This is a genomic window from Variovorax ginsengisoli, assembly GCF_030811835.1.
Taxonomy (GTDB): Bacteria; Pseudomonadota; Gammaproteobacteria; order Burkholderiales; family Burkholderiaceae_C; genus Variovorax; species Variovorax ginsengisoli_C.
On record NZ_JAUSRO010000004.1, the window covers coordinates 274,901 to 296,013 of the forward strand.

Here is a 21,113-nt window from a genome sequence, read left to right on the forward strand (position 1 = left end):
CTCAAGGTCCGACTGCGATGCGATCGCGCTGTGCCAGAGAGGGGAACAGCTTGAACCACAACGCCGCCACGGCAATGGTTCCTACCCCGCCGAGCACCACCGAGCCCACCGGACCGAGCAGCGCCGCAGTGGCGCCCGACTCGAATTCGCCCAGCTGGTTGCTCGCGCCAATGAAGATGGAATTGACCGCGCTCACGCGCCCACGCATGGCGTCGGGCGTCTCCAGCTGCACCAGCGTCTGCCGGATCACGACATTGACCATGTCGGCACCGCCGGAGACTGCCAGTGCCACCAACGAGACCGTGAAGGTGCGCGACACGCCGAACACCACCATGCACACACCGAACAGCGCCACCGCCAGCAACAACGTCCGCCCGACATGGCGTTCAATCGGCCGCCGCGTCAGCAGAACCGATGCGACCAGCGCACCCACCGCCGGCGCGCTGCGCAGCAGGCCCATGCCCCAGGGCCCCGTGTGCAGGATGTCCTTGGCGTAGATCGGCAGCAGCGCCACGGCGCCACCGAGCAGCACCGCGAACAGATCCAGCGAAATCGCGCCGAGCACCGGCTTGCGCCGCCAGATGAAGTCCACCCCCGCGAACACGGTCGCCAAGGTGATCGGCTCGCGCGTGCGCACCGGCTGAACATAGCGCAGCCCGCCGATGAGCACCCCACCGACGACAAAGAGCAGCAGGCTCGCGCCATACACCACGCCAGTGCCGGCCGCGAAAAGCAGCCCACCGAGCGCCGGCCCGCCGATGATCGCGCCCTGCATGCCGGCAGAACTGAAGGCCATGGCGCGGGGCAGCATCAAGGGCGGCACCAGCATGGGCGTGAGCGCCTGCTGTGCAGGCATCTGGAAGGCGCGCACTGCGCCCAGCATCACCGACAGGCCCAGCAACAGCTCGCGCGAATCATGACCCGACTGATGCGCTGCGAGCAGCGCCAGCGCAACCGCGGCCTGCACGCCGTAGCAGATCGCCACGATGCGGCCACGATGGTGGCGGTCCACCACGTGGCCGGCATAGAGCGCCAGCACCAGCGCCGGCACGAACTGGTACAGGCCGACCAGGCCCAGATCCCAGGCGCTGGCCGTCAGGTCGTACATGTGCCAGCCGATGGCCACCAGCAACATCTGGCTGCCCGCCGTGCCGAAAAGGCGCGCCATCCACATGCGCATGAAGGAACGCTCGCGCGTGAGATCGGAAAAGCTGGGAGCGGCATCGGGCATCGTCTCGAGGATAGCCCAGACCTAAACTCCCAGCCTGACGCTCCACCATGCAGATCCTCCCCCTCCAACTCCACCACGAAGACGCCCACCTGCTGGTGCTCGACAAACCCGCCGGCCTGCTGTGCGTGCCCGGGCGCGGCGAAGACAAGCAGGACTGCCTGAGCGCGCGCGCCCTGTCACGCTGGCCCGACGCCCTGGTCGTCCACCGGCTCGACATGGCGACCAGCGGCCTGGTGCTCATGGCGCGCCACCCCGAAGCGCAGCGCGCGCTGGGCGACGCCTTTGCGCGCCGGGAGGTCTTCAAACGCTACGAAGCCATCGTCGACGGGCAGCCCCCACGGTCAGGGATGCGCGAAGACCACGCCTGGTCGGAGATCGACCTGCCGCTGATGGCCGACTGGCCACGACGCCCCATGCAGAAAACAGATCCCGCCGGCAAGCCGAGCCTCACGCGCTGGCGACTGCTGGAACCGTTGCCCGAGCGCGGATGCAGCCGCCTGCTGCTCGAACCCCGGACCGGGCGAACCCACCAGCTTCGGGTGCATCTGGCGGCCATCGGCCATCCGATCCTGGGCGATGCGCTGTACGGCGACGCGCGCGTGGAGCAGGCCGCCGACCGCCTGTTGCTGCATGCGAGCGTTCTGCAGTTGCGCCACCCGGTGAGCGGACAGGCCCTGCGCTTCGAGAGCGCTGTACCTTTCTAACGCCTTTTCGGCGCCGCCTCAGCCGCCCTTGACCACCAGGACGGGCATCGTCGCGTCCTGTAGCACGCGCTGCGTGACGCTGCCCAGCAGCAGCCGTTCGAAGCCCGCGCGCCCATGAGACCCCATGACGATCAGGTCGGCCCCCAGCGCCTGCGCCGTGTCGACGATGCCCTCATGCACCACGTGGCCGTCGATCACGCGCTGGTCGCTGTGCAGGCCCTCGGCCGCCAGCGCGGCCACGCCGCGTGCCAGTGCCGTGTTGGCGCTGCTCGTGGCCGCGGCGATGTACTCGTTCTGCCCCAGTGCGTAGTCGGCACCCACACCGATGAACGGGTAGTTGTCGATCACGTGGATCAGCGTGATGCGGCTGCCGAAGGCCAGCGCCAAGCCACTCGCCTTGCTGACCGCCAGCATCGAAGTCTCGGACCCGTCGATGGGAACCAGGATGTGATTGAACATGGCAGACCTCTCCTTGCAGTGAGTGGCCCGCGGACGAGCCGGAGCCACGACTGTACATCCGCCCTCCTGCCGCCGTTGTAGGACGACAGACGGCCGCGGCTCAGTCGCCCTGGAACGCCCCCGCGCGGCAGGTCACGACCAGGGTGTCGCGATGGCCAGGGGCGCGCTCGTCCAGCGGCTGGATGGGCGTCGACTCGTGGATCACGCGCGCGTCGTCGAGCAGCAGCAGCGTCCAGGGCGCGGTCATCGTGAAGCGCTCGCCGCGCCGGCCATTGGCCTCGAACACGCGCGTCTCGCCACCCTTGATGCCTTGCCGTTCGACCAGCATCACGGCCACGAGGTCCACGCCATCGCGGTGCGCCCCTTCGGGCGTCGGCCGGCCAATGCCGTGGGCGGTATCGATGCGGAACTGGTGCGCTTCGACGAACCAGCGGCGCTCGCCATGCAGGTCACTCGCACAGGCGGCCAGCTTGCACATCAGACGCGACCACGCCGGCTGCGCCACGGTGTGCGCCTCCATCGGCCCGAACCAGCGCTGCATGCCCCCATGCAGTGCGTTGTATTCCACCGGCTGCCAATGGGCGCGATGCGGCACTTGCAGCATCTGCGCACCCTCGACGGTGAAGCAGGCATGGCGCCGCTGGCGGTACTTGCCTCCATCCTTGAGGTAGTCATCGGGCGGCAGATGCTCCCAGTCGGGCTTGAGCGCGTCGAGCTGGGCCAGCGGCAGACCCAGCCATTCGGCGACGCCGGCGGGATCCAGCACCGCATAGCCCTGCATGTGCAGGGCTTCGGAGACTTTGGCGGGCGCGATGGAAGGTGGAGCGAACGCCGGCGCGTTCACGGTGCGACCTTCACGCCCTTCCAGAACGCGACGCGGTCCTTGATGGCTTCCGCTTCGGGCTTGGGCTCGGGGTAGTACCAGGCCGCATCGGCGTTGAGTTCACCGTTGACCAACAGCGAGTAGTAGCTGGCCGACCCCTTCCACGGGCAGGTCGTCTTGTGATTGCTGAAGGTGACGTGCTCGCGGTTGAGCGAATCCAGCGGAAAGTAATGGTTACCTTCCACGACGACGGTGTCGTCACTCTCGGCGATGGTTACGCCGTTCCAGGTTGCTTTCATGGTCCGATTCTCCGGTGTCCGCACCACGCGGACAGCCCGTTATTGTGCAGCCGGCGCGCGCAACCAGTGCACACTGAACAAACGGGCCGGATCGGTCCATACCGCTGTGGGGACGAAACCGGCCTTGACGGCAAGCTCGCGCAGCCCTTCCACGGTGAATTTGTGGGAGTTCTCGGTATGGATCGTCTCGCCCTCCGCCAACGCGAACCGCTCTCCGTACAGCGTGACGGTCTGGGCGCGCCGGCTCACCAGGTGCATCTCGATGCGCTGCAGCGGCGCGTTGTAGAACGCCGCATGCGTGAAGCCGTCGAGGTCGAAATCGGTGTCCAGCTCGGCATTGGCACGCCGCAGCAGGTTGAGGTTGAAGGCCGCGGTCACGCCCTGCGCGTCGTTGTAGGCCGCATGCAGAAGTGCGGGGTCCTTGACCAGATCCACCCCCAGCAGCAGACCGCCGCCGCGCAGCAGGCGTGCGGCCGACTGCAGGAAGGACAGCGCCTCGGGCGGACTGAAATTGCCGAGCGTGGATCCCGGAAAGAAGCCCATGCGTCCGCCTGCATCGTCACCAGGTGCCGACAGCACGAGAGGCATCGTGTAGTCGGCGACGATCGGCTGCACGGCAAGGCCCGGGTAATCGGCACGCAAGCGCTGGGCCGCAGCCTCGAGATGTTCGCCGGAGATGTCGATCGGCAGGTAGCGGCGCGGCGCCTCCAGCGCGTCCAGCAGCAGGCGCACCTTGGTGAGCGAACCGGCGCCGAACTCCACCACCTCGGCGCGTGCGCCGACGTAGCGCGCGATCTCTGGCGCATTCGCGGTCAGGATCTGCAGCTCGGTGCGCGTGGGGTAGTACTCGGGCAAATCGCAGATGCGGTCGAACAGCTGCGAGCCGGCCACGTCGTAGAAGAATTTGGGCGAGATGCTGCGCACCGGCCGCGACAGGCCGGCCCGCAGCTCACGGCCGAATTCGCTGGGCGTTTCGACAGGGGCGCTGGCGCGCGGCGTATCGACAGAAAAAAGAGGATTGCGCATCAGAGGTCTTTCGCGAGCCGCAGCCCCGAGAACTGCCAGCGTGCGGCTGGCGGGAAGAAGTTGCGATAGCTCGGACGAACGTGACCGTCCGGCGTGGCAAGGCTGCTGCCGCGCAGTACGACCTGCCCGACCATGAACTTGCCGTTGTATTCGGCGGCCACGCCGGGCATTGGGCGAAACCCTGGGTAGGGGTCATAGGACGATCGCGTCCACTGCCACACGTGACCCGTCATCTGGGTGACGGCAGGATCGGCCAGCGCGGCCTCCCATTCGAACTCGGTGGGAAGCCGGGCCCCGGCCCATTCGGCATAGGCTGCGGCCTCGTATAAGCTCAATTGGGCGACCGGCGCAGCCCGGTCGAGCGGCCGCACGCCATTCAGCCCGAACACCTGCCAGCCGCCGGCCACGCTGCCCTGGTGCGCAAGCCGCGGGTCGTCGGCGTCCAGCCAATAGGCCGGAGCCCGCCAGCCCTGCGCCTTGACGGCCGCCCATCCGTCGGACAGCCAGAGATCGGGCCGCTGGTAACCGCCATCGGCGATGAACTGGGCGAAGTCGCCGCAGGTGACCAACCGGTCGGCCATGGCATGGGGCTGGAGCAGTGCGGTGTGGCGGGGCGTTTCGTTGTCGAAGGCAAAGCCTTCCCCCGCATGGCCGATCTCGACCAGGCCGCCCGGCCTCGGGCACCAGCGCATCGGCTGTGGCGCCGAAGCCAGCCGCAGCGCAGGCGCACCTGCAGGCCGGTAGGCGGGCAGCAGCGGATTGCAGGAAAACGCGTGCAGGATGTCGGTGACCAACAGCTCCTGGTGCTGCTGCTCGTGGTGCATGCCGAGCGTGACGACGGACGCCACGGCGTCCCAGTCGGCATCACCAGGCGCATCGAGCAGCCGCTCGACCGCGGCGTCGACATGCGCGCGGTAGGCCAGCACCTCGTCGTGGGATGGCCGGGTCAGCAAGCCGCGCTGCGGGCGCGGGTGCCGGGGGCCCAGCGCCTCGTAATAGGAGTTGAAAAGGTAGTGGAACCGGGGGTCGAAGGCGTGATAGCCGGTGGCATGCACCTGCAGCAGCACCGTCTCGAAGAACCAGGTCGTGTGGGCCAGATGCCACTTGGTGGGACTGGCGTCGGGCATCGACTGGATGCACTGGTCTTCCGCCGACAGAGGCGACGCCAGCGAGAGGCTTTCGGCGCGCACGGCGCCGAAGCGCTCGCGCAGTGCGTTGGCCGCATGGGGCGTGGGCCGGGTTGATGTCATGGGCGCTCCAGGATTCGCAACGTGTGGTTGTATGCGAACCGGCGGGTCCATGCCCGTAGGACAACCCCGCGCCCCTGTGCTGTGCAGGGGTGTCACCGCCGAGACAGGCGCAGGGATAATGGTGTCATGAGCAAGTACACCGCCCTCGACAGCGCCCTGGGCAGGCCCCGCGTCCTGATCATCGGGTGCGGCTTCGGTGGCCTCGAAGCCGCCCGCAAACTGCAGCACGCCGACGTGGACGTCACCATGGTCGACAAGACCAACCACCATCTGTTCCAACCCCTGCTTTACCAGGTCGCCACGGCGGGCCTGGCCGCGCCCTCCATCGCGGCGCCCACGCGGGTGCTGTTCCGCGGCCAGCCGCGCATCACCACGCTGCTGGGCGAGGTCACGGACATCCGCCCTGCCGCGCGCGAAGTCGAGCTGAAGGACGGCACCTTGCTGTCCTACGACCATCTGATCGTCGCGGCCGGTGCCACCCACAGCTATTTCGGCCGCGATGAGTGGGCGACCTTCGCGCCCGGACTGAAGACGCTGTCCGACGCGTTCGAGATCCGCCGCCGCGTGCTGATGGCCTTCGAGGCCGCGGAGCTGGAAAACAACCCGGTGCGCCGTGCCGCGCAACTCACCTTCGTCGTGATCGGCGGCGGACCGACCGGCGTCGAAATGGCCGGCACGCTCACCGAGATCGCGCGTCACACGCTGTCGGGCGAATTCCGCCGCATCGACCCTGGCAGCGCCAAGGTGCTGCTGATCGAGGGCAGCCCGCGCGTGCTGCAGGCGATGCCCGAAGCGCTGAGCGCCAAGGCGAAACTGCAGTTGGAAAAACTGGGCGTGGAGGTGCGGCTCAACGCCCGCGTCACCCTGATCGATGCCAACGGTCTGGAGGTCGAGACCGGTGGGGGTGCCCACGGCACACCCGCCAACCGCTACCGCATCGAGAGCCACTGCGTCGTCTGGGCCGCTGGCGTGGCCGCCTCACCGCTCGGACGCCTGCTGGCCGCCGCCACCGGTGCCGAGACCGACCGCCCCGGACGCATCAAGGTGCAGGCCGACCTGAGCCTGGCGGGGTTTCCGGAGATCAGCGTGGTGGGCGACCTGGCCGCGGCCCTGAGCCACGCACCCGGCAAGGAACCGACACCGGTGCCGGGCGTCTCGCCCGCCGCCAAGCAGATGGGCCGCACCGCAGCCACCAACATCCTGCACCGCCTGGCGGGCCGACCGACGCAGGCCTTTCACTATGCCGACTACGGCAACCTGGCCACCATCGGCCGCAACTCGGCCGTGGTCGACCTGGGCACGCCATTCGGCCCGCTGCGCTTCAGCGGCAAGCTGGCCTGGCTGTTCTGGTTGTTCGCCCACGTCTACTTCCTGATCGGCTTTCGCAACCGGTTCGTGGTCCTCATGGACTGGGCGAGCGCCTATTGGAGCTTCCAGCGCTACGCACGCGTGGTGGCGCACGTGGAATCGGACCCCAACGAGGGCTGAACGGCCACACGCACCGCCGCGGAGCGGCCTTAGCCCTCTCAGCCCGCCTCGGCCTCCTGCAGCAGCCGCCACATGACCTTGCCCGCGCCGCTCTTGGGCAACGCGTCGACGAACTGCACCTGGCGCGGGATCTTGTAGACGGCCATGTTCTCGCGGCACCAGTCGATGATCTGCTGGGCGGTCGTGTCCTTGTGCGTGGCACGCAACACCACCACGGCCTTGACCGATTCGCCCCGGTACGCGTCCTTGGTCGCGATGATGCAGGCCTCCTGGATGGCGGGATTCTTGAACATCAGCAGCTCGACCTCGGCCGGCCAGACCTTGAAGCCACTCGCGTTGATCATGCGCTTGAGGCGGTCGGTGATGAAGAAGTAGCCGTCTTCGTCCATGCGGCCCATGTCGCCGGTGCGAAAGAAGCGCCGCCCGTCGAACTCGACGAACGCCGCGGCAGTGGCCTCGGGCCGCTTCCAGTAGCCCTGGAACACCTCGGGCCCGCAGGTGATGATCTCGCCCGACTCGCCGATGGGCATTTCCTGCAGCGTGTCCGGGTCGACCACACGCGAATCGCTGCTCATGTACGGGATGCCCAGGCACTGCTGCTTGGGGTTGTCGTGTGGATTCGCATGCGAGGGCGCGGCCGTTTCGGTCAGGCCATACCCTTCCTGGTAGCGCAGGCCGTACTGCTCGAACAGGCGCTGCGCGACCGCCTGCGGCATGGCCGCGCCACCGCCGCCGATGTAGCTCAGGCTGCTGAGGTCGAAGGTCGCGAAGTTCGGGCTGCCCATCAGGTCGATCACCATGGTCGGGATGTTGGTCCAGCTGGTCACCTTGCGTGTGGAGATCAGCCGGCCAGCCACCTCGCGGTCCCAGCGCGGCATGACCACCAGCGTGGCGGCGCACAGGATGGCGGTGTGCATCATGCTCACTACACCGGTGATATGGAACATCGGCACCACCGCCAGCACCACCATCTCCGAGGAGCCTGCGCCCCACAACTGGCTCGCCACGGCGTTGTGCATCAGGCTCGAATGGTGGTGGATGCACCCCTTGGGCATGCCGGTGGTACCGCTGGTGTAGGGCAGCAGGGCCATGTCGTTGGCACCGACCGAATGCTCAGGCGGCACATCCGTGGTGGCCAGGGCGTCGACCCAGTGCACCACATGGCCATCGGCAAGCACGGGCAGCGGGTGGCGCGTGAGCAGCCAGTCGCGCCAGGCTGGCGCAGGCGCCTCGTCGCCGGAGATGTCGGCATCGAAGGCGTCGGTGAACTGGGTGACGATCAGGTGCGACAGCCGCTGTGCGGGCTCGAGCGCGTTGCTCGCCTTGGCCAGCTCGGCGGCGAGATCGCCGGTGGTGATGGCCACCTTCGCATCGGGATCGACGATGTAGTGCTTGAGCTCCTCGGCCCGGTTCATCGGATTGACCGGCACCACCACCGCATTGGCGCGCAGGATCGCAAAGTGTGCGATCACCAGCTGCGGGCAGTTCTGCATGTCGAGCACCACCCGGTCACCGCGGCGCACGCCCATGGCATGCAGCGCCGCCGCCAGGCGGTCGACCTGCGCGGCCAGCTCGCGGTAACTGGTTTCGCGACCGAAGAAAACCAGCGCCACCTTGTCCGGGTAGCGCGCTGCGGCAGTGGCGAGGTTGTGCCACAGCGAGGTGGCGGGCACGGTGATGGCGCGCGGCAGACGCGACGGCCAGAACTTGTAATGCGGACGATCCATGAACACTCCAGACGAGACCCGTCAGCCTACGCCGGGCGGCCCCGCTGCAGCATGGGGGAAGCACCCACGCCGTCACCTTGGGGACGCGCCCGAGGCACCAGAGGCACCCATAGCCCGCGCAGGCCACACCGGTGCCTGGCGGCACCGCTTTGGCGATCGTGTACGCCGCTTTGGTGCATCTGGCTTGCATACCAGCAGGCACGAAAACTGCTCGCTGTCAGGACAATGTCCAATCCAGCGTCCGAAATCAGTGCACGTATCGTCGAAGCGGTGATGGCGCGCAAGCTCGCACCGGGTGCGCGCCTGGGCGAGCAGCAGCTCGCCATGTTGTTCGATTGCAGCCGAACCATCGTGCGCGAAGCGCTCACGCGGCTGGCCGCGCGCGGCATCGTCACCGTCAGCGCACGCCGGGGCTGGTTCGTGATCGAACCCTCCGAGGACGAGGCGCGCGAAGCCTTCGAAGCCCGCCGCGTGATCGAGGTCGGCCTGATCCGCAGTGCGGCCGGCGGCATCGACAAGCAGGCGCTGCGCAAGCTCAAGACCCATCTGCAGCAGGAGAAAGCAGCCATCAAGGACACCGACGTCGGTGCACGCAGCTTTCTGCTGGGTGACTTCCACGTCTGCCTGGCCGAATGCCTGGGCAACACGCTGCTGGCAGACACGCTGCGCGACTTCACCGCGCGCACCACGTTGATCGCGATGCTCTACCAGAGCACGCATGACGCCGCCCAGTCGTGCGATGACCACGTGAAGATCGTCGAGGCGCTCGCGCGCGGCGATGCCGCCGAGGCCGAGGCGCTCATGGCCGCCCACATCGGCACCGTGCAGTCGGCGCTGCGCCTGCAGGTGCACACCGATCCGCTCGCCCAGCTGCGGGACGCGCTCGCACCGCTTCAGACCGCACCGCGCGCGGACAAGACTGCGGCACAAGACTTGCATACAAGTACGGCAAAGCGCCGGTCGCGGAAGGCACCAGCACCCGCATCGGCCACCCCCGACGAACCATCCACTTATCTAGGAGCTCTGTTATGACCTTGTCCAAACGCCACCTCACCCTCGGCCTGGCTTCGCTCGCCCTGTTCACCTGCCTGGGCGCCCACGCCCAGAACGCACTGGACAACGTCATGAAGTCGCGCACGATCAAGATCGCGGTGCCCACCGACTACCCGCCTTACGGCTCGGTCGACCGGAACATGACGCCCCAGGGCCTGGACATCGAAATGGCACAGCTCATCGCCACCAAGCTGGGCGTCAAGGTCGAACTGGTGCCCGTGACCAGCGCCAACCGCATTCCGTACCTGCAGACCAAGAAGGCCGACCTCGTGATCTCCACGCTCGGCAAGAACGCCGAGCGCGAGAAGGTCATCGACTTCTCGTCGGCCTACGCGCCCTTCTTCCAGGCCGTGTACGCCGCCAAGAGCATGAAGCTCGCGAGCTTCGCGGACATGGCTGGCAAGACGGTCGCCGTGACGCGCGGCGCCATGGAAGACCAGGAACTCAACAAGGTGGCACCGCCGAACGTCGACTATCGCCGCTTCGAGGACAACAACGCGACCATCGCCGCCTTCGTGGCGGGCCAGACGCAGACGATTGCCACCAGTGCAGCCGTGGCCGGCGACATGCTCGCCAAGAACCCGAAGGTCAGCGCCGAGTTCAAGCTGCTGCTCAAGGACAGCCCGTGCTTCGTGGGCATTGCGAAGAACGAGACGGCCCTCAAGGCCAAGGTCAACGAGATCATCGCCGCCGCCAAGAAGGACGGCACGCTCGACAAGATGTCGGTGAAGTGGCTGGGCAAGGCCGCCGGCGATCTGCCGGTCTGAGCCCTTCCCGAAGCGGAGAACCCAGATGGAATTCGACTTCGGCGCCGTGCTGGTCGATTGGCCGCTGCTCGCCAAAGGCGTGGCATGGACCATCGGCCTGACGGCGATCGCCACGCTCATCGGCATGGCCGTGGGCGTGGCCTGCGCGTGGGCGCGCACCAGTGGCGGGCTGGTGCTGCGCTGGGTCGTGGGCACCTACGTGGAGCTGATCCGCAACACGCCCTTCATCGTGCAGCTGTTCTTCATTTTCTTCGGGCTGCCGGCCGCGGGCGTCAAGCTCACGCCCGAGACGGCCTCGATCATCGCGATGGTGGCGAACCTGGGTGCCTATTCCACCGAGATCATCCGTGCGGGCATCGAGGCAACGCCCAAGGGCCAGATCGAAGCCGCAGTGAGCCTGGCGCTCAACAAGATGCAGGTATTCATGCGCGTGGTGCTGCCGCCTGCATTGAAGAAGGTGTGGCCGTCGATGGTCAGCCAGATCATCATCGTGATGCTGGGTTCGGCCGTGTGCGGCCAGATCTCGGTGGAAGAACTGAGCTACGCCGCCAACCTGATCCAGAGCCGCAACTTCCGTGCGTTCGAGGCCTTCATCATCGCCACGCTCATCTACCTGGCGCTGTCGGTCGGCTTGCGCCGGCTGCTGAACTGGGCAGGTCCGCGCTTTTTCTTCGGCCGCTGACCCAGGGAGCACACGAATGACCGATTTCTCCCTCTGGGACATTTTGCGCAACCTGCTGCTGGCGCTGCGCTGGACCGTCGTGCTGTCGCTCATCGCCTTCGTCGGCGGCGGGCTGGTGGGTGCGCTGCTGCTCTTCCTGCGGCTGCGTGCGGGCAAGGCGCTCGACCGGGCCATCGGGCTGTATGTGCAGCTTTTTCAGGGCACGCCGCTGCTGATGCAGCTGTTCCTGGCCTACTTCGGCATCGCGCTGCTGGGCGTGGACGTGTCGCCGTGGACGGCAGCCACGGTCGCGCTCACGCTCTACACGAGCGCCTTCCTCACGGAAATCTGGCGCGGCTGCGTGGCCTCCATTCCCAAGGGGCAATGGGAGGCTTCGGGCAGCCTGGCTCTGAGCTTTGGCGAGCAGATGCGCCACGTGATCCTGCCCCAGGCCGTGACCATCGCCACCGCACCCACCGTCGGCTTCCTGGTTCAGGTGGTCAAGGGCACCGCGCTGGCGTCGGTGATCGGCTTCGTGGAACTCACCAAGGCCGGCAGCATGATCTCCAATGCCACCTTCCAGCCCTTCGTGGTCTTCAGTTGCGTGGCACTGCTCTACTTTGCGCTGTGCTTCCCGATCAGCCTTTACGCCAAGCATCTCGAAAGGAAAGTCAATGTCCACCGTCGTTGAACCGCAGGCGCCGGCCGTCGCCGGCACCTTCGCACCGCCCATCGTCCAGATCACCGCGTTGCGCAAGTCCTATGGCACCAACGAAGTGCTCAAGGGCATCGACCTGACCGTCAAGCGAGGCGAGGTCATTGCCATCATCGGCAAGAGCGGCTCGGGCAAGAGCACGCTGCTGCGCTGCATCAACGGCCTGGAAGTCTTCCAGGAAGGTTCGCTCACCGTCGACAACAAGCCGCTGCTGCACGAGAGCGCCATGGCCATGCGCGAACTGCGCCAGCGCGTGGGCATGATCTTCCAGGGCTTCAACCTGTTCCCGCATCTCACCGTCGGCAAGAACGTCATGCTGGCGCCCACGCTGGTGAAAAAACGCGGCGCGGCTGAGACGGCCTCGCAGGCGCGCAAGCTGCTGCACCGCGTCGGGCTGGCCGAGAAGTTCGACGCCATGCCCGACCAACTGTCGGGCGGCCAACAGCAGCGCGTGGCGATCGCGCGTGCGCTGGCCATGGAACCTGCCGTGCTGCTGTGCGACGAAATCACCTCTGCGCTCGACCCCGAACTGGTGGGCGAGGTGCTGCGCGTGGTCGAGTCGCTGGCCGACGAGGGGATGACGCTGCTGATGGTCACGCACGAAATGAGCTTCGCGCGCAAGGTCAGCGACCGCGTGATCTTCATGCACCAGGGCCGCGTGCACGAGATGGGCCCGCCGGCCGACCTCTTCGGCAATCCGCAGACGCCGGAACTCAAGCAGTTCCTGTCGTCGTTGCACGACTGAAGCCCAGCGTCGCGCGCGCCCCAGGGTCACCTGAGGCGCCGCCGATCAGAAGTGAATGTCGGCGCGCAGCATGGGCGTCTTGGCCAGCGAGCCGGCCACGCTCGACGGGTTGCCGAACTTGTTGCGCCAGTACTGGTAACCCACGCCCACGCGGAACGCGTTCTTGCCCCAGCCCATCGGCGTGCCCACGTCGTACCAGAGCGCCGCATCGATGTTGGTTTCGGGCGCGGTCGGCCCGCCGTACTCGTTGGTGCCCTTGGACGCGATGTAGTTCATGAAGCCTTCGAACGAAAAGCCACGCCCGATCGGAATGCCCCAGGCGAGGTTGAGCATCGGATGCGTGTCGTAGGTGTAGCGTTCGGTCACGCCCACCGGACGATTGCTTTCGCGCAGCAGCAACAGGCTCGCGTTGAGGAAGCCCGGCACGTCCATCATGAGCGTCGGGCCGACCACCAGCATCTGCTTTCTCGATGCGTAGCCAGGGTCATTCTTGGTGTTCCAGTCGAAGCCCGCGGTCAGCCCCAGGCCGCGCACGGGGCCGAACTTGAAGTCCTTGCCGGTTACTTTGCCGAGGTCGAGCGTGTGGCGGTAGACCACATAGGCTTCCTGCGCATTGCTGTCGGTCCCGTCGGAATTGAGCAGATCGACGTTGAAGAAGTTCGTGCCGTACTGGTAGCCGTTGGAATAGGTGAAGTTGAGGATGTTCTTGCTGATGTCGCGGCCGTTGTAGGGCTCCTGGAACTGGGTTCCGTAGCGATAGCCGATGGAGGCGTCGCTCCATTCGACCGCGTGAGCGAACGGCAGGCCTGCGGTCAGGGCAATGGCAGCCAAGGCGCGCGCGGCGCCGGATCTGAATTTCATGGGGTTCTTTGTGTTGGGTTGAAATCGAGTTCCTTGCCGACGGGCCCTGTCTCCAACCCTCTTCGCTTCTTTGCTGCGCACCCATCGGCTGCCACTGCATCCTTTCGTTTGCAACGACGTGCGTCCTCTTGCAACATCTGTGCCGGAATGTCTGCGCCCGTGGGGGCCGTGCGCGGGGGTGGGGAACGAACCACGTGTGGCAAGCTCCCAGCGATATGACTCCACGCTCGACATCGCCCCTCCTGCCTTCGCGCCGTGCCACGCTGCTCGCGCTCGCCGGCATCGCCCTGGTGCAGGCGCCGCTGGCCGCCCGGGCGGGCTTCAACTTTTTCACCAGCGAGTACACCGTCAGCCGAGAGGAACTGCAGGCGCAGGTGGTGCGGCATTTTCCAGTGAGCCAGCGCTACGCGCAGATCTTCACGGTGAATCTGCGGGAGCCGCAACTGTCGCTCGATGCCGCGAACAACCGCGCGGCCATCACCGCGCTGATGACCATCGGCAGCGCGCTGCTGCAGCCTTCGTCCGTGGAGGGCGTGGTGTCGGTCAGCAGCGCCTTGCGCTACGACGCCGCCACCCGCGCGTTGCGGCTCGACAACCCGAAGGCCGACCGGCTCGAACTGCAGGGCATGACCGGACGCGACGCCGAGCGGCTCCAGCAGATCGGCGGCCTCGTCGCGCAGGAACTGCTGCGCGACTATGCGCTGCGCACCTTCACGGCCGAGGAACTCACGGTCGGACGCAAGACCTACGAGATCGGCGACATCACGGTGCAGCAACGCGACATCAAGGTGCAGCTCAAATGAAGCGCCGAGGGCCGGGAGCGGTCTCATAATCGGCCGCCATCTCCAACGAATCGATCGTGCCCTCCTTGTCTTCCTCTTCCTCCCCGTCCCCGTCCCCCAGCGGTGCCATCACCGACGTCGCCGGCATTGAAGTCGGTCATTTCAACGACACGCGTCGGCCGACCGGCTGCACCGTCATCCTCACGCGCGATGGCGCGGTCGGCGGCGTGGACGTGCGCGGTGCCGCGCCCGGCACGCGGGAGACCGACCTGCTCGCGCCCGGCAACCTCGTGCAGCAAGTGCACGGCATCATGCTGGCCGGCGGCAGCGCGTGGGGGCTGGCGGCCACCGAAGGCGCCATGCGCTGGCTCGAAGAGCGCGGCGTGGGCATGGACGTGCGCTTCGGCACCTTGCCCATCGTGCCGTCGGCCGTGCTGTTCGACCTGCCGATGGGCGACGCCCGCTTTCGTCCCGACGCCGCTTCGGGCTATGCCGCCTGCGAAGCGGCGTCGACCGCGCCACCGGCCGAAGGCAACGTGGGCGCCGGCGCCGGTGCGCTGGTGGGCAAGCTCTTCGGCGTCGACCGCGCGATGAAGGGCGGCATCGGCACCGCCTCGATCACCGTCGGCGGCATCACCGTCGGCGCGCTGATCGCCTGCAATGCGCTGGGCGACGTGATCGACCCCGACACGGCCCAGGTCGTCGCCGGCGCGCGCACGGCCGATGGCCTGCGGCTGCTCGACACCCGCCGCGCGCTGATGCGCGGCGAGCTGACCAAGCCACTGCTCGCGGGCACCAACACCACCATCGGCGTGGTCGCGACCGACGCCGTGCTGACCAAGGTGCAGGCCAACCGCCTGGCCATGACGGCGCACGACGGCCTGGCACGCAGCATCAACCCGGTGCACACCATGAGCGACGGCGACACGTTGTTCGCACTTGCCACCGGCCACGTGCCGCTGTCGGACGCCACACCGGGCATGACCGTGCTGTGCGCGCTGGCCGCCGAGGTCGTGGCGCAGGCCACGGTGCGTGCAGTGCGCGCGGCGCGCAGCGTGTCCGTGGGCGACCTGCACATTCCCTGCGCGGGCGACCTGGCCGCCCGCGGCTGAGGCCGTTCCCGCCACGGCCGCAGCCATGTCCATGCCCAAGACCCTGAAGCTCGTGCTGCTGTCGATCCGCGACCTCGTGGTCTCGCTCGGTCCGGTGGTGTTCCTCGTCATCGGCCTGCTGGTGGCAGCGTACTGGTGGCTTGACCCGCAACCGCCCCGGCAGGTGACGCTGGCCACCGGCCCGGCCGGCAGCGCCTACGCCGAGTTCGGCAAGCGCTATGCGCAGGCACTGGCCGCCGAAGGCATCACGGTGAACCTGCGACCGACCGAAGGCTCTTCGACGAATCTGCAGTTGCTCCGCAGCGGCGGCGCCGACGTGGCCTTCGTGCGCGGTGGCAGCGCCGATGCGGTGGTCGACGAGGCGGCGGGCCTGACCTCGCTGGGCAGCCTGTTCTATGAGCCGCTGTGGATCTTCTACCGCAGCGACGTCGCACGCCGGATCGACCGCAAGACCGGCACGCTGACGTCGATCGCACAGCTCAAGGGCCTTCGCGTGAACGTCGACCGGCCCGGCAGCGGTGTGCCGGAGATCGTTGACAAGATGCTGCGGGCCAATCGCATGGACGGCAGCGCGCTGCAACTGTCCAACCTGGAGCCGGCACCGGCCACGGAGGCCCTGCGCGCCGGCCTGCTCGATGCCATCGTGCTGGAATCGGCGCCGCAGTCGCCGCTCATCCAGCAGCTGCTGCGGGCCACCGACATCCAGCTGATGGAAATCGGTCAGGCCGACGCCTACACGCGGCACTTTCCCTTCTTCTCGACCGTGACCTTGCCGCGCGGCGTGATCGACATGGCGCGCGACCTGCCGCCCGCAGACGTACCCATGCTTGCCGCGACCACCTCGCTGCTGTCGCGCGACGGCACCCATCCGGCCTTGCGCCAATTGTTCGCGCAAAGCGCGCAGAAGCTGCACAGCGACGCGGGCTGGTTCAACCGGGCGCGCGACTTTCCCAACACACGCACCAGCGAACTGCCGGTGAGCCCGGAGGGCGACCGGGCCATCAACGGCACGCCGCCTTTCTGGCAACGCTACCTCCCCTTCTGGGCCAGCAACCTGGTCGAGCGCATGTGGCTGGTGCTCGGCGGCCTGCTGGTGCTCATGCTGCCCTTGAGCCGCGTGGTCCCGCCGCTCTACCAGTTCCGCGTGCGCTCGCGGGTGTTTCGGTGGTACGCACGCCTGAGGGACATCGAGCACCGGGTCGACGCCGGCGACGACGACCGCCAGGCGCTGGTCGAGGAGCTCGATGCGCTCGACCGCGTGGTCAACAAGGTGGCCGTGCCGCTGTCCTACGCCGACGAGCTGTACGCGCTGCGCAACAACATCCATTCCGTGCGCAACCGGCTGCTCGCACCCTCGGCGCCGTAAGGGCAGCGCACGTTCAATCGACCTTGATGTTGCTGGCCTTGATAAGCCGACCCCAGCGCTCGCGCTCTGCCTTGACATACGCCGCCATGTCCGCCGGACTGCCCGGCAGGCCTTCGACGCCCAGGGCAAGAAAGCGGGCCTTGACCGGGGTCGATTCGAGCGCATCGACCAGCGCCTTGTTCAGCCGCGCCACCGTGTCGGCCGACGTTCCAGCGGGCACCGACAGCCCCTGCCACGCATAGGCCTCATAGCCGGTCAGGCCCTGCTCGGCCAGCGTTGGCACGTCGGGCAGCGTGGCGATGCGCCGGGCGCTCGCCACACCGATGGCCTTGACCTTGCCGGCGAGGATGAACTGGTTGCCGCTGGCCGTGTCGACCAGCATGAAGGGCACCGAGCCGCCCAGGATGTCCTGCATCGCCGGTGCGGCACCGCGGTAGGCCACATGCGCCATCGGCAGGCCCGTGCGCTCACGCAGCAACTCGCCTGCCAGATGATGCGGACTACCGACACCTGCGGACGCGTAATTGACGCCACCGGGCTGCGCCTTGGCCCACGCGAGGAACTCCTTCAGGTTCGTGGCGGGTACCTGCGGACCGACCACCAGCACCAACGGAAATCGCGCCAGCATGCCAACGGGCGCCAGGTCCTTCTCGGCGTTGTAGCTGAGCTTGGAGAAGAGAAAGGGGTTGGCGGCCAGCGTGGCGAAATCCGCCGTGAGCACGACGTTGCCGTAGTCCCTGGAACGGGCCGCATAGTCGGCCGCGATGTTGGTCGCAGCGCCAGGCTTGTTGGTGATGACGATCGGCCGGCCCAGGTTTTTGGACATCGTCTCGGCCGCGATGCGCGCGACCGAGTCGGAGCCGCCGCCCGCCGCGTAGCCGACCACCCATTCGATCGGTTTGTCTTGTGCCTGGGCCAGCAAGCTGGCCGCCACCAGGGCGAGGCCGGCAATACCGGCGGAGAGAGTGCGAATCATGGATGGGTCTGCGTTGTTGTGTGTTTCGAGAGGAATGAGACGGTGCGCGCGGCTCAGCCGGGCCGGGCCGCATCGAAGGCCTGGCGCAGCACCGCAAGCGATCCCACATGGTTGGCCAGCACCAGGATCAGCCGCGCATTGAAGGCATGGCTTTCTTCGGTGGACAGGCCCTGGTGCGCCTCGATCAGCGCCTCGTAGAAATCGTCGGGTGCCACCAGGTTGGGCGTCGTGATCAGCGCGGTCTGGGAGGGGTGTGTCATTGCTGTGGGTTCCTCAGGCGTGGGCCAGCGCGCGATCCAGCGCACGGCGGATGTCGGTGGCTTGCGCCTGTCGCCAGCGGGCGCAGACGTGCTGGTCGGGCCTCAGCAGGTAAATGGTTCCTTCACGCGCGTCGTAGCGCTCCCGTGCCAACGCATGCGCGCCGTCGAGCGGCACGCGCACGACGTTGACCGCCACGCTGGTGCCGAGCGCCGCCTGCGCCACGGCCTGTGCGGCGCGATCCGACGCGTCGCCCGCGCCGAAGACCAGTGCGGTGAACCCGTCCCTGGCCGTCCGTTGCAGCAGCCAGCCCGCGACGCCTTCGGTCGACGTGAGCGGTGCATCGGCAGCCACGGCGCCAGGAACCATCCGGCCCTGGAAGTCGTCGGTATCGACCGTGTTCAGTACCGAGCCGTGCAACGTGGCAGGCACGGACAGCCGTCCGCTGTTGACCAGTGTCCTCGCAAAGGTGTGCCGCTTGGCGAGTTGCAGCACGGCGTCGCGGAACAATCGGCTGACGTCGCTCTTGGGCGTGATGAAATCGGTCGCGCGGGTCGAATGGAGAATGTTTTCGTCCGCGGCGTATTCACGTTCCTGTCCGTAGCTGTCGAGCAACGCGTCGGCTGCCCGACCCTGAAGCACGGCGGCGAGCTTCCAGGCCAGGTTTTCCGCGTCCTGCACGCCCGAATTGGCACCGCGCGCACCGAAGGGCGACACGCCATGTGCCGCATCGCCGGCAAAGAAGACGCGGCCTTGCCGGAAGGCATCCATGCGCAGGCAGGAGAAGGTGTAGACGCTCGCCCATTCGAGTTCGAACGGCGCATCGTCGCCCAGCAAGGCCTTGACGCGGGGAATGATCTTCTCGGGCTTCTTTTCTTCTTCGGGGTCGGCGTCCCAGCCGAGCTGGAAGTCGATGCGCCACACGTTGTCTGGCTGCATGTGCAGCAGCACGCTCTGGTTGCGGTGGAACTCGGGGTCGAACCAGAACCAGCGCTCGGCCGGACGGTCGAGCTTCATCTTCACATCGGCGATCAGGAAGCGGTCCTTGAACTGCCGGCCCTTGCTCTCCTGGCCCAGCAAACGCCGCAGGCTGGAGCGACCACCGTCGCAGGCGGCCACGTAGTCGGCCTGCAATAGGTAGGGCCCATCGGGGGTGTCCACGGTCAGCGTCACATGGTCGGCATGCTGCTCGATCGCGGACACGGCGTTCTTCCAGCGCACGTCGATCAATGGCAACTCAGCCGCGCGTTCCGCCAGAAAGCCTTCGACGTAGTACTGCTGCAGGTTGATGAAGGCCGGCCGCGCATGGCCGGCTTCGGGCAACAGGTCGAAGCTGTAGATCTGCTCGTTCCTGAAGAAAACCCGACCCACGTTCCACGACACCCCCTTGTTCACCATGCGCTCGCCGCAGCCCAGCCGGTCGAAGATTTCCAGCGTGCGCTTGGCAAAGCAGATCGCGCGAGATCCGGACGACAGGGCGTTGTCGTTGTCCAGCAGCACGACGGGGACGTCGCGCTGCGCGAGGTCGATGGCCAGCGCCAGCCCCACGGGCCCTGCGCCCACCACGACCACCGGCCGTCTGGCGGGGGCTGTGCGCTCCTGGTCCGCATGGCGGACATAGTCGAACACCAGCTTCTGGTAGTCGACCGCATCCCCCCTGCCCGCGGCAAGTTCGTTCAACTGCATCTTTGTCTCCGTTGGCGCTGTTTTTTTGGGGGTCACTGACCTTCGAGGGTCTTCCACATCTCCACATCGCGCTCGGCCGTCCAGATGCGCGGATCGGGGTACTGGGTCACTTCGTCGTAGCAACGCGTCACATCGAACGGCATGCAGTGGTCGAAGATCACCCAATGCCCGTACCGCGGCCGCAGCGCAGCGACCGTGTCCTGGTAGACGGCATGCAGGCCCTTGCCGGCGGCGACCCCCTTCTGCACATTGTTGTAGAGGTCCGCGATGAAGCCGCGCGTCTCACCCACGCCCTGGGCCACCTGCTCGGGCGTCGTCAACGCGGCACCGCGCCCGGGCACCACCACCTTGGGGCTCAGCGCCAAAAGGTTGTCGAGCGTCTGCGGCCAGTCCTTGAAGTACGCGTCGCCGGCATAGGGCGTGGCGCCGAACTCGACCAGGTCGCCCGACAGCAGCGCCTGTTCGCCCGGCAGCCAGACCACCGTGTCGCCCTTGGTGTGTCCACGTCCGAGCTGCAGCAGCTGCACTTCGAGCTTGCCCAGCCACAAGGTCATCTTGCCGGTGAAGGTCATCGTGGGCCAGGTCAGGCCCGCGGGCACCGACTCGACGTTCTGGAACAGGCGCGGAAAGCGGCCGATCTCGCTGGCCTTGTCGTACTCGCCACGCTCGACGATCAGGTCGCGCGTGTCCTGGCTGGCCAGGATGTGCTCGGCGCCGTAGGCACTGGCACCCAGCACACGCACCGCGTGGTAGTGGGTCAGCACCACGTACTTGATCGGCTTGTCGGTCACCTCCCGGATGCGGCGGATGACGTCGGCGGCCATGACCGGCGTGGCCTGCGTGTCTGCGACCAGCACCGCGTCGTCGCCGATGACGATGCCGGTGTTCGGGTCGCCCTCGGCCGTGTAGGCCCAGGCGTGCTCGGAGATCTGGCTGAAGGTGACCTTCTTCTCTTCGAGGTCGGCCTGGCTGGCGAATTTCTTGGTGGCGGCGGCGGTGGTCGTCATGGTCGGTCCTGCAACAAATAGGTTTGGCAATGGCAAATCTGTGGGCAGTATGCCCCTGTGATTTGCTATTTGCAAACTCATTTGCACCTAACGAACTTGGTGCTTTCCCTTAGCCCC

22 protein-coding genes are annotated in these 21,113 nt (G+C 67.2%); 10 read left to right on the plus strand and 12 right to left on the minus strand.

Annotated features, from left to right (window positions below):
• Position 1: 1 nt before the first annotated feature.
• Positions 2-1,231 carry an MFS transporter gene (locus tag J2W36_RS07515; protein WP_307689075.1) on the minus strand — a complete coding sequence of 410 codons (1,230 nt, stop codon included), beginning with the start codon at positions 1,229-1,231 and terminating at the stop codon, positions 2-4.
• A gap of 47 nt (positions 1,232-1,278) precedes the next feature.
• Between J2W36_RS07515 and J2W36_RS07520 the strand changes: the two genes are divergently transcribed.
• On the plus strand, positions 1,279-1,935 hold the full coding sequence (locus J2W36_RS07520; RefSeq protein ID WP_307689076.1) for an RluA family pseudouridine synthase: 657 nt from the start codon (positions 1,279-1,281) through the stop codon (positions 1,933-1,935).
• Positions 1,936-1,953: 18 nt separating this feature from the next.
• Here J2W36_RS07520 and J2W36_RS07525 read toward each other — a convergent pair whose 3' ends face one another.
• From J2W36_RS07525 to egtB, 5 genes are all read right to left on the minus strand, one after another.
• Positions 1,954-2,394 carry a universal stress protein gene (locus tag J2W36_RS07525; protein WP_307689077.1) on the minus strand — a complete coding sequence of 147 codons (441 nt, stop codon included), beginning with the start codon at positions 2,392-2,394 and terminating at the stop codon, positions 1,954-1,956.
• Between the two features lie 100 nt (positions 2,395-2,494).
• Positions 2,495-3,238, minus strand: coding sequence for a 2OG-Fe dioxygenase family protein (locus J2W36_RS07530; protein ID WP_307689078.1), 744 nt, complete (start codon positions 3,236-3,238; stop codon positions 2,495-2,497).
• Positions 3,235-3,540 carry a DUF427 domain-containing protein gene (locus tag J2W36_RS07535; protein WP_503169902.1) on the minus strand — a complete coding sequence of 102 codons (306 nt, stop codon included), beginning with the start codon at positions 3,538-3,540 and terminating at the stop codon, positions 3,235-3,237. The genes J2W36_RS07530 and J2W36_RS07535 overlap by 4 nt, the downstream gene beginning before the upstream one ends.
• A 15-nt stretch (positions 3,541-3,555) precedes the next feature.
• Positions 3,556-4,542: an L-histidine N(alpha)-methyltransferase gene (gene egtD / locus J2W36_RS07540; RefSeq protein ID WP_307689080.1), complete on the minus strand. Its 987-nt coding sequence runs from the start codon at positions 4,540-4,542 to the stop codon at positions 3,556-3,558.
• Positions 4,542-5,792 carry an ergothioneine biosynthesis protein EgtB gene (gene egtB / locus J2W36_RS07545; protein WP_307689081.1) on the minus strand — a complete coding sequence of 417 codons (1,251 nt, stop codon included), beginning with the start codon at positions 5,790-5,792 and terminating at the stop codon, positions 4,542-4,544. The genes egtD and egtB overlap by 1 nt, the downstream gene beginning before the upstream one ends.
• A 126-nt stretch (positions 5,793-5,918) precedes the next feature.
• On the opposite strand from egtB, the gene J2W36_RS07550 reads away from it, so the two are divergent.
• A complete protein-coding gene (locus J2W36_RS07550) occupies positions 5,919-7,280 on the plus strand; it encodes an NAD(P)/FAD-dependent oxidoreductase (protein ID WP_307689082.1) in 1,362 nt (453 codons plus the stop codon).
• A 38-nt stretch (positions 7,281-7,318) separates the two neighbouring features.
• Here the strand turns inward: J2W36_RS07550 and J2W36_RS07555 are convergent, their stop codons facing one another.
• On the minus strand, positions 7,319-9,007 hold the full coding sequence (locus J2W36_RS07555; RefSeq protein WP_307689083.1) for a long-chain fatty acid--CoA ligase: 1,689 nt from the start codon (positions 9,005-9,007) through the stop codon (positions 7,319-7,321).
• 225 nt (positions 9,008-9,232) lie between these two features.
• Here J2W36_RS07555 and J2W36_RS07560 point away from each other — a divergent pair, with 225 nt between their 5' ends.
• The 5 genes from J2W36_RS07560 to J2W36_RS07580 are packed head-to-tail and all read left to right on the plus strand — an operon-like array spanning position 9,233 to position 12,948.
• Positions 9,233-10,039, plus strand: coding sequence for a GntR family transcriptional regulator (locus J2W36_RS07560; protein WP_307689084.1), 807 nt, complete (start codon positions 9,233-9,235; stop codon positions 10,037-10,039).
• Positions 10,036-10,827 (plus strand): transporter substrate-binding domain-containing protein, encoded by a 792-nt coding sequence (locus J2W36_RS07565; RefSeq protein ID WP_307689085.1) that lies wholly within the window; start codon positions 10,036-10,038, stop codon positions 10,825-10,827. The genes J2W36_RS07560 and J2W36_RS07565 overlap by 4 nt, the downstream gene beginning before the upstream one ends.
• Positions 10,828-10,852: 25 nt before the next feature.
• The gene (locus J2W36_RS07570; protein ID WP_307689086.1) at positions 10,853-11,509 is read left to right on the plus strand and encodes an amino acid ABC transporter permease; all 657 of its coding nucleotides are present in this window, start codon (positions 10,853-10,855) and stop codon (positions 11,507-11,509) included.
• Positions 11,510-11,525: 16 nt separating this feature from the next.
• Positions 11,526-12,179 (plus strand): amino acid ABC transporter permease, encoded by a 654-nt coding sequence (locus J2W36_RS07575; protein WP_307689087.1) that lies wholly within the window; start codon positions 11,526-11,528, stop codon positions 12,177-12,179.
• The gene (locus tag J2W36_RS07580; RefSeq protein WP_307689088.1) at positions 12,163-12,948 is read left to right on the plus strand and encodes an amino acid ABC transporter ATP-binding protein; all 786 of its coding nucleotides are present in this window, start codon (positions 12,163-12,165) and stop codon (positions 12,946-12,948) included. The genes J2W36_RS07575 and J2W36_RS07580 overlap by 17 nt, the downstream gene beginning before the upstream one ends.
• A gap of 45 nt (positions 12,949-12,993) precedes the next feature.
• On the opposite strand, the gene J2W36_RS07585 is transcribed toward J2W36_RS07580, so the two are convergent.
• Positions 12,994-13,809: an outer envelope protein gene (locus J2W36_RS07585; RefSeq protein ID WP_307689089.1), complete on the minus strand. Its 816-nt coding sequence runs from the start codon at positions 13,807-13,809 to the stop codon at positions 12,994-12,996.
• A 215-nt stretch (positions 13,810-14,024) separates the two neighbouring features.
• On the opposite strand from J2W36_RS07585, the gene J2W36_RS07590 reads away from it, so the two are divergent.
• From J2W36_RS07590 to J2W36_RS07600, 3 genes are read left to right on the plus strand one after another with little or no spacing between them, the layout of a single operon-like run.
• A complete protein-coding gene (locus J2W36_RS07590) occupies positions 14,025-14,612 on the plus strand; it encodes a DUF1439 domain-containing protein (RefSeq protein WP_307689090.1) in 588 nt (195 codons plus the stop codon).
• A 56-nt stretch (positions 14,613-14,668) separates the two neighbouring features.
• A complete protein-coding gene (locus J2W36_RS07595) occupies positions 14,669-15,703 on the plus strand; it encodes a P1 family peptidase (RefSeq protein WP_307689091.1) in 1,035 nt (344 codons plus the stop codon).
• Between the two features lie 25 nt (positions 15,704-15,728).
• Positions 15,729-17,069 (plus strand): TAXI family TRAP transporter solute-binding subunit, encoded by a 1,341-nt coding sequence (locus J2W36_RS07600; RefSeq protein WP_307689092.1) that lies wholly within the window; start codon positions 15,729-15,731, stop codon positions 17,067-17,069.
• A gap of 13 nt (positions 17,070-17,082) precedes the next feature.
• On the opposite strand, the gene J2W36_RS07605 is transcribed toward J2W36_RS07600, so the two are convergent.
• The 4 genes from J2W36_RS07605 to J2W36_RS07620 are packed head-to-tail and all read right to left on the minus strand — an operon-like array spanning position 17,083 to position 20,996.
• Positions 17,083-18,045 carry a Bug family tripartite tricarboxylate transporter substrate binding protein gene (locus J2W36_RS07605; RefSeq protein WP_307689093.1) on the minus strand — a complete coding sequence of 321 codons (963 nt, stop codon included), beginning with the start codon at positions 18,043-18,045 and terminating at the stop codon, positions 17,083-17,085.
• A gap of 53 nt (positions 18,046-18,098) precedes the next feature.
• Positions 18,099-18,305 (minus strand): DUF2783 domain-containing protein, encoded by a 207-nt coding sequence (locus tag J2W36_RS07610; RefSeq protein ID WP_307689094.1) that lies wholly within the window; start codon positions 18,303-18,305, stop codon positions 18,099-18,101.
• Between the two features lie 13 nt (positions 18,306-18,318).
• Positions 18,319-19,989: an FAD-dependent oxidoreductase gene (locus tag J2W36_RS07615; RefSeq protein ID WP_307689095.1), complete on the minus strand. Its 1,671-nt coding sequence runs from the start codon at positions 19,987-19,989 to the stop codon at positions 18,319-18,321.
• A gap of 32 nt (positions 19,990-20,021) precedes the next feature.
• Entirely contained in the window at positions 20,022-20,996 is a 975-nt protein-coding gene (locus J2W36_RS07620) for an MBL fold metallo-hydrolase (protein ID WP_307689096.1), read from the minus strand.
• Positions 20,997-21,113: the final 117 nt, after the last annotated feature.

Coding starts and splice junctions, on each gene's coding strand:
- J2W36_RS07515 (WP_307689075.1), bottom strand. CDS start 1,231: ATGCCCGATGCCGCTCCCAGCTTTTCCGATCTCACGCGCGAGCGTTCC.
- J2W36_RS07520 (WP_307689076.1), top strand. CDS start 1,279: ATGCAGATCCTCCCCCTCCAACTCCACCACGAAGACGCCCACCTGCTG.
- J2W36_RS07525 (WP_307689077.1), bottom strand. CDS start 2,394: ATGTTCAATCACATCCTGGTTCCCATCGACGGGTCCGAGACTTCGATG.
- egtD (WP_307689080.1), bottom strand. CDS start 4,542: ATGCGCAATCCTCTTTTTTCTGTCGATACGCCGCGCGCCAGCGCCCCT.
- egtB (WP_307689081.1), bottom strand. CDS start 5,792: ATGACATCAACCCGGCCCACGCCCCATGCGGCCAACGCACTGCGCGAG.
- J2W36_RS07550 (WP_307689082.1), top strand. CDS start 5,919: ATGAGCAAGTACACCGCCCTCGACAGCGCCCTGGGCAGGCCCCGCGTC.
- J2W36_RS07555 (WP_307689083.1), bottom strand. CDS start 9,007: ATGGATCGTCCGCATTACAAGTTCTGGCCGTCGCGTCTGCCGCGCGCC.
- J2W36_RS07560 (WP_307689084.1), top strand. CDS start 9,233: ATGTCCAATCCAGCGTCCGAAATCAGTGCACGTATCGTCGAAGCGGTG.
- J2W36_RS07565 (WP_307689085.1), top strand. CDS start 10,036: ATGACCTTGTCCAAACGCCACCTCACCCTCGGCCTGGCTTCGCTCGCC.
- J2W36_RS07570 (WP_307689086.1), top strand. CDS start 10,853: ATGGAATTCGACTTCGGCGCCGTGCTGGTCGATTGGCCGCTGCTCGCC.
- J2W36_RS07575 (WP_307689087.1), top strand. CDS start 11,526: ATGACCGATTTCTCCCTCTGGGACATTTTGCGCAACCTGCTGCTGGCG.
- J2W36_RS07580 (WP_307689088.1), top strand. CDS start 12,163: ATGTCCACCGTCGTTGAACCGCAGGCGCCGGCCGTCGCCGGCACCTTC.
- J2W36_RS07585 (WP_307689089.1), bottom strand. CDS start 13,809: ATGAAATTCAGATCCGGCGCCGCGCGCGCCTTGGCTGCCATTGCCCTG.
- J2W36_RS07590 (WP_307689090.1), top strand. CDS start 14,025: ATGACTCCACGCTCGACATCGCCCCTCCTGCCTTCGCGCCGTGCCACG.
- J2W36_RS07600 (WP_307689092.1), top strand. CDS start 15,729: ATGTCCATGCCCAAGACCCTGAAGCTCGTGCTGCTGTCGATCCGCGAC.
- J2W36_RS07605 (WP_307689093.1), bottom strand. CDS start 18,045: ATGATTCGCACTCTCTCCGCCGGTATTGCCGGCCTCGCCCTGGTGGCG.
- J2W36_RS07610 (WP_307689094.1), bottom strand. CDS start 18,305: ATGACACACCCCTCCCAGACCGCGCTGATCACGACGCCCAACCTGGTG.
- J2W36_RS07615 (WP_307689095.1), bottom strand. CDS start 19,989: ATGCAGTTGAACGAACTTGCCGCGGGCAGGGGGGATGCGGTCGACTAC.
- J2W36_RS07620 (WP_307689096.1), bottom strand. CDS start 20,996: ATGACGACCACCGCCGCCGCCACCAAGAAATTCGCCAGCCAGGCCGAC.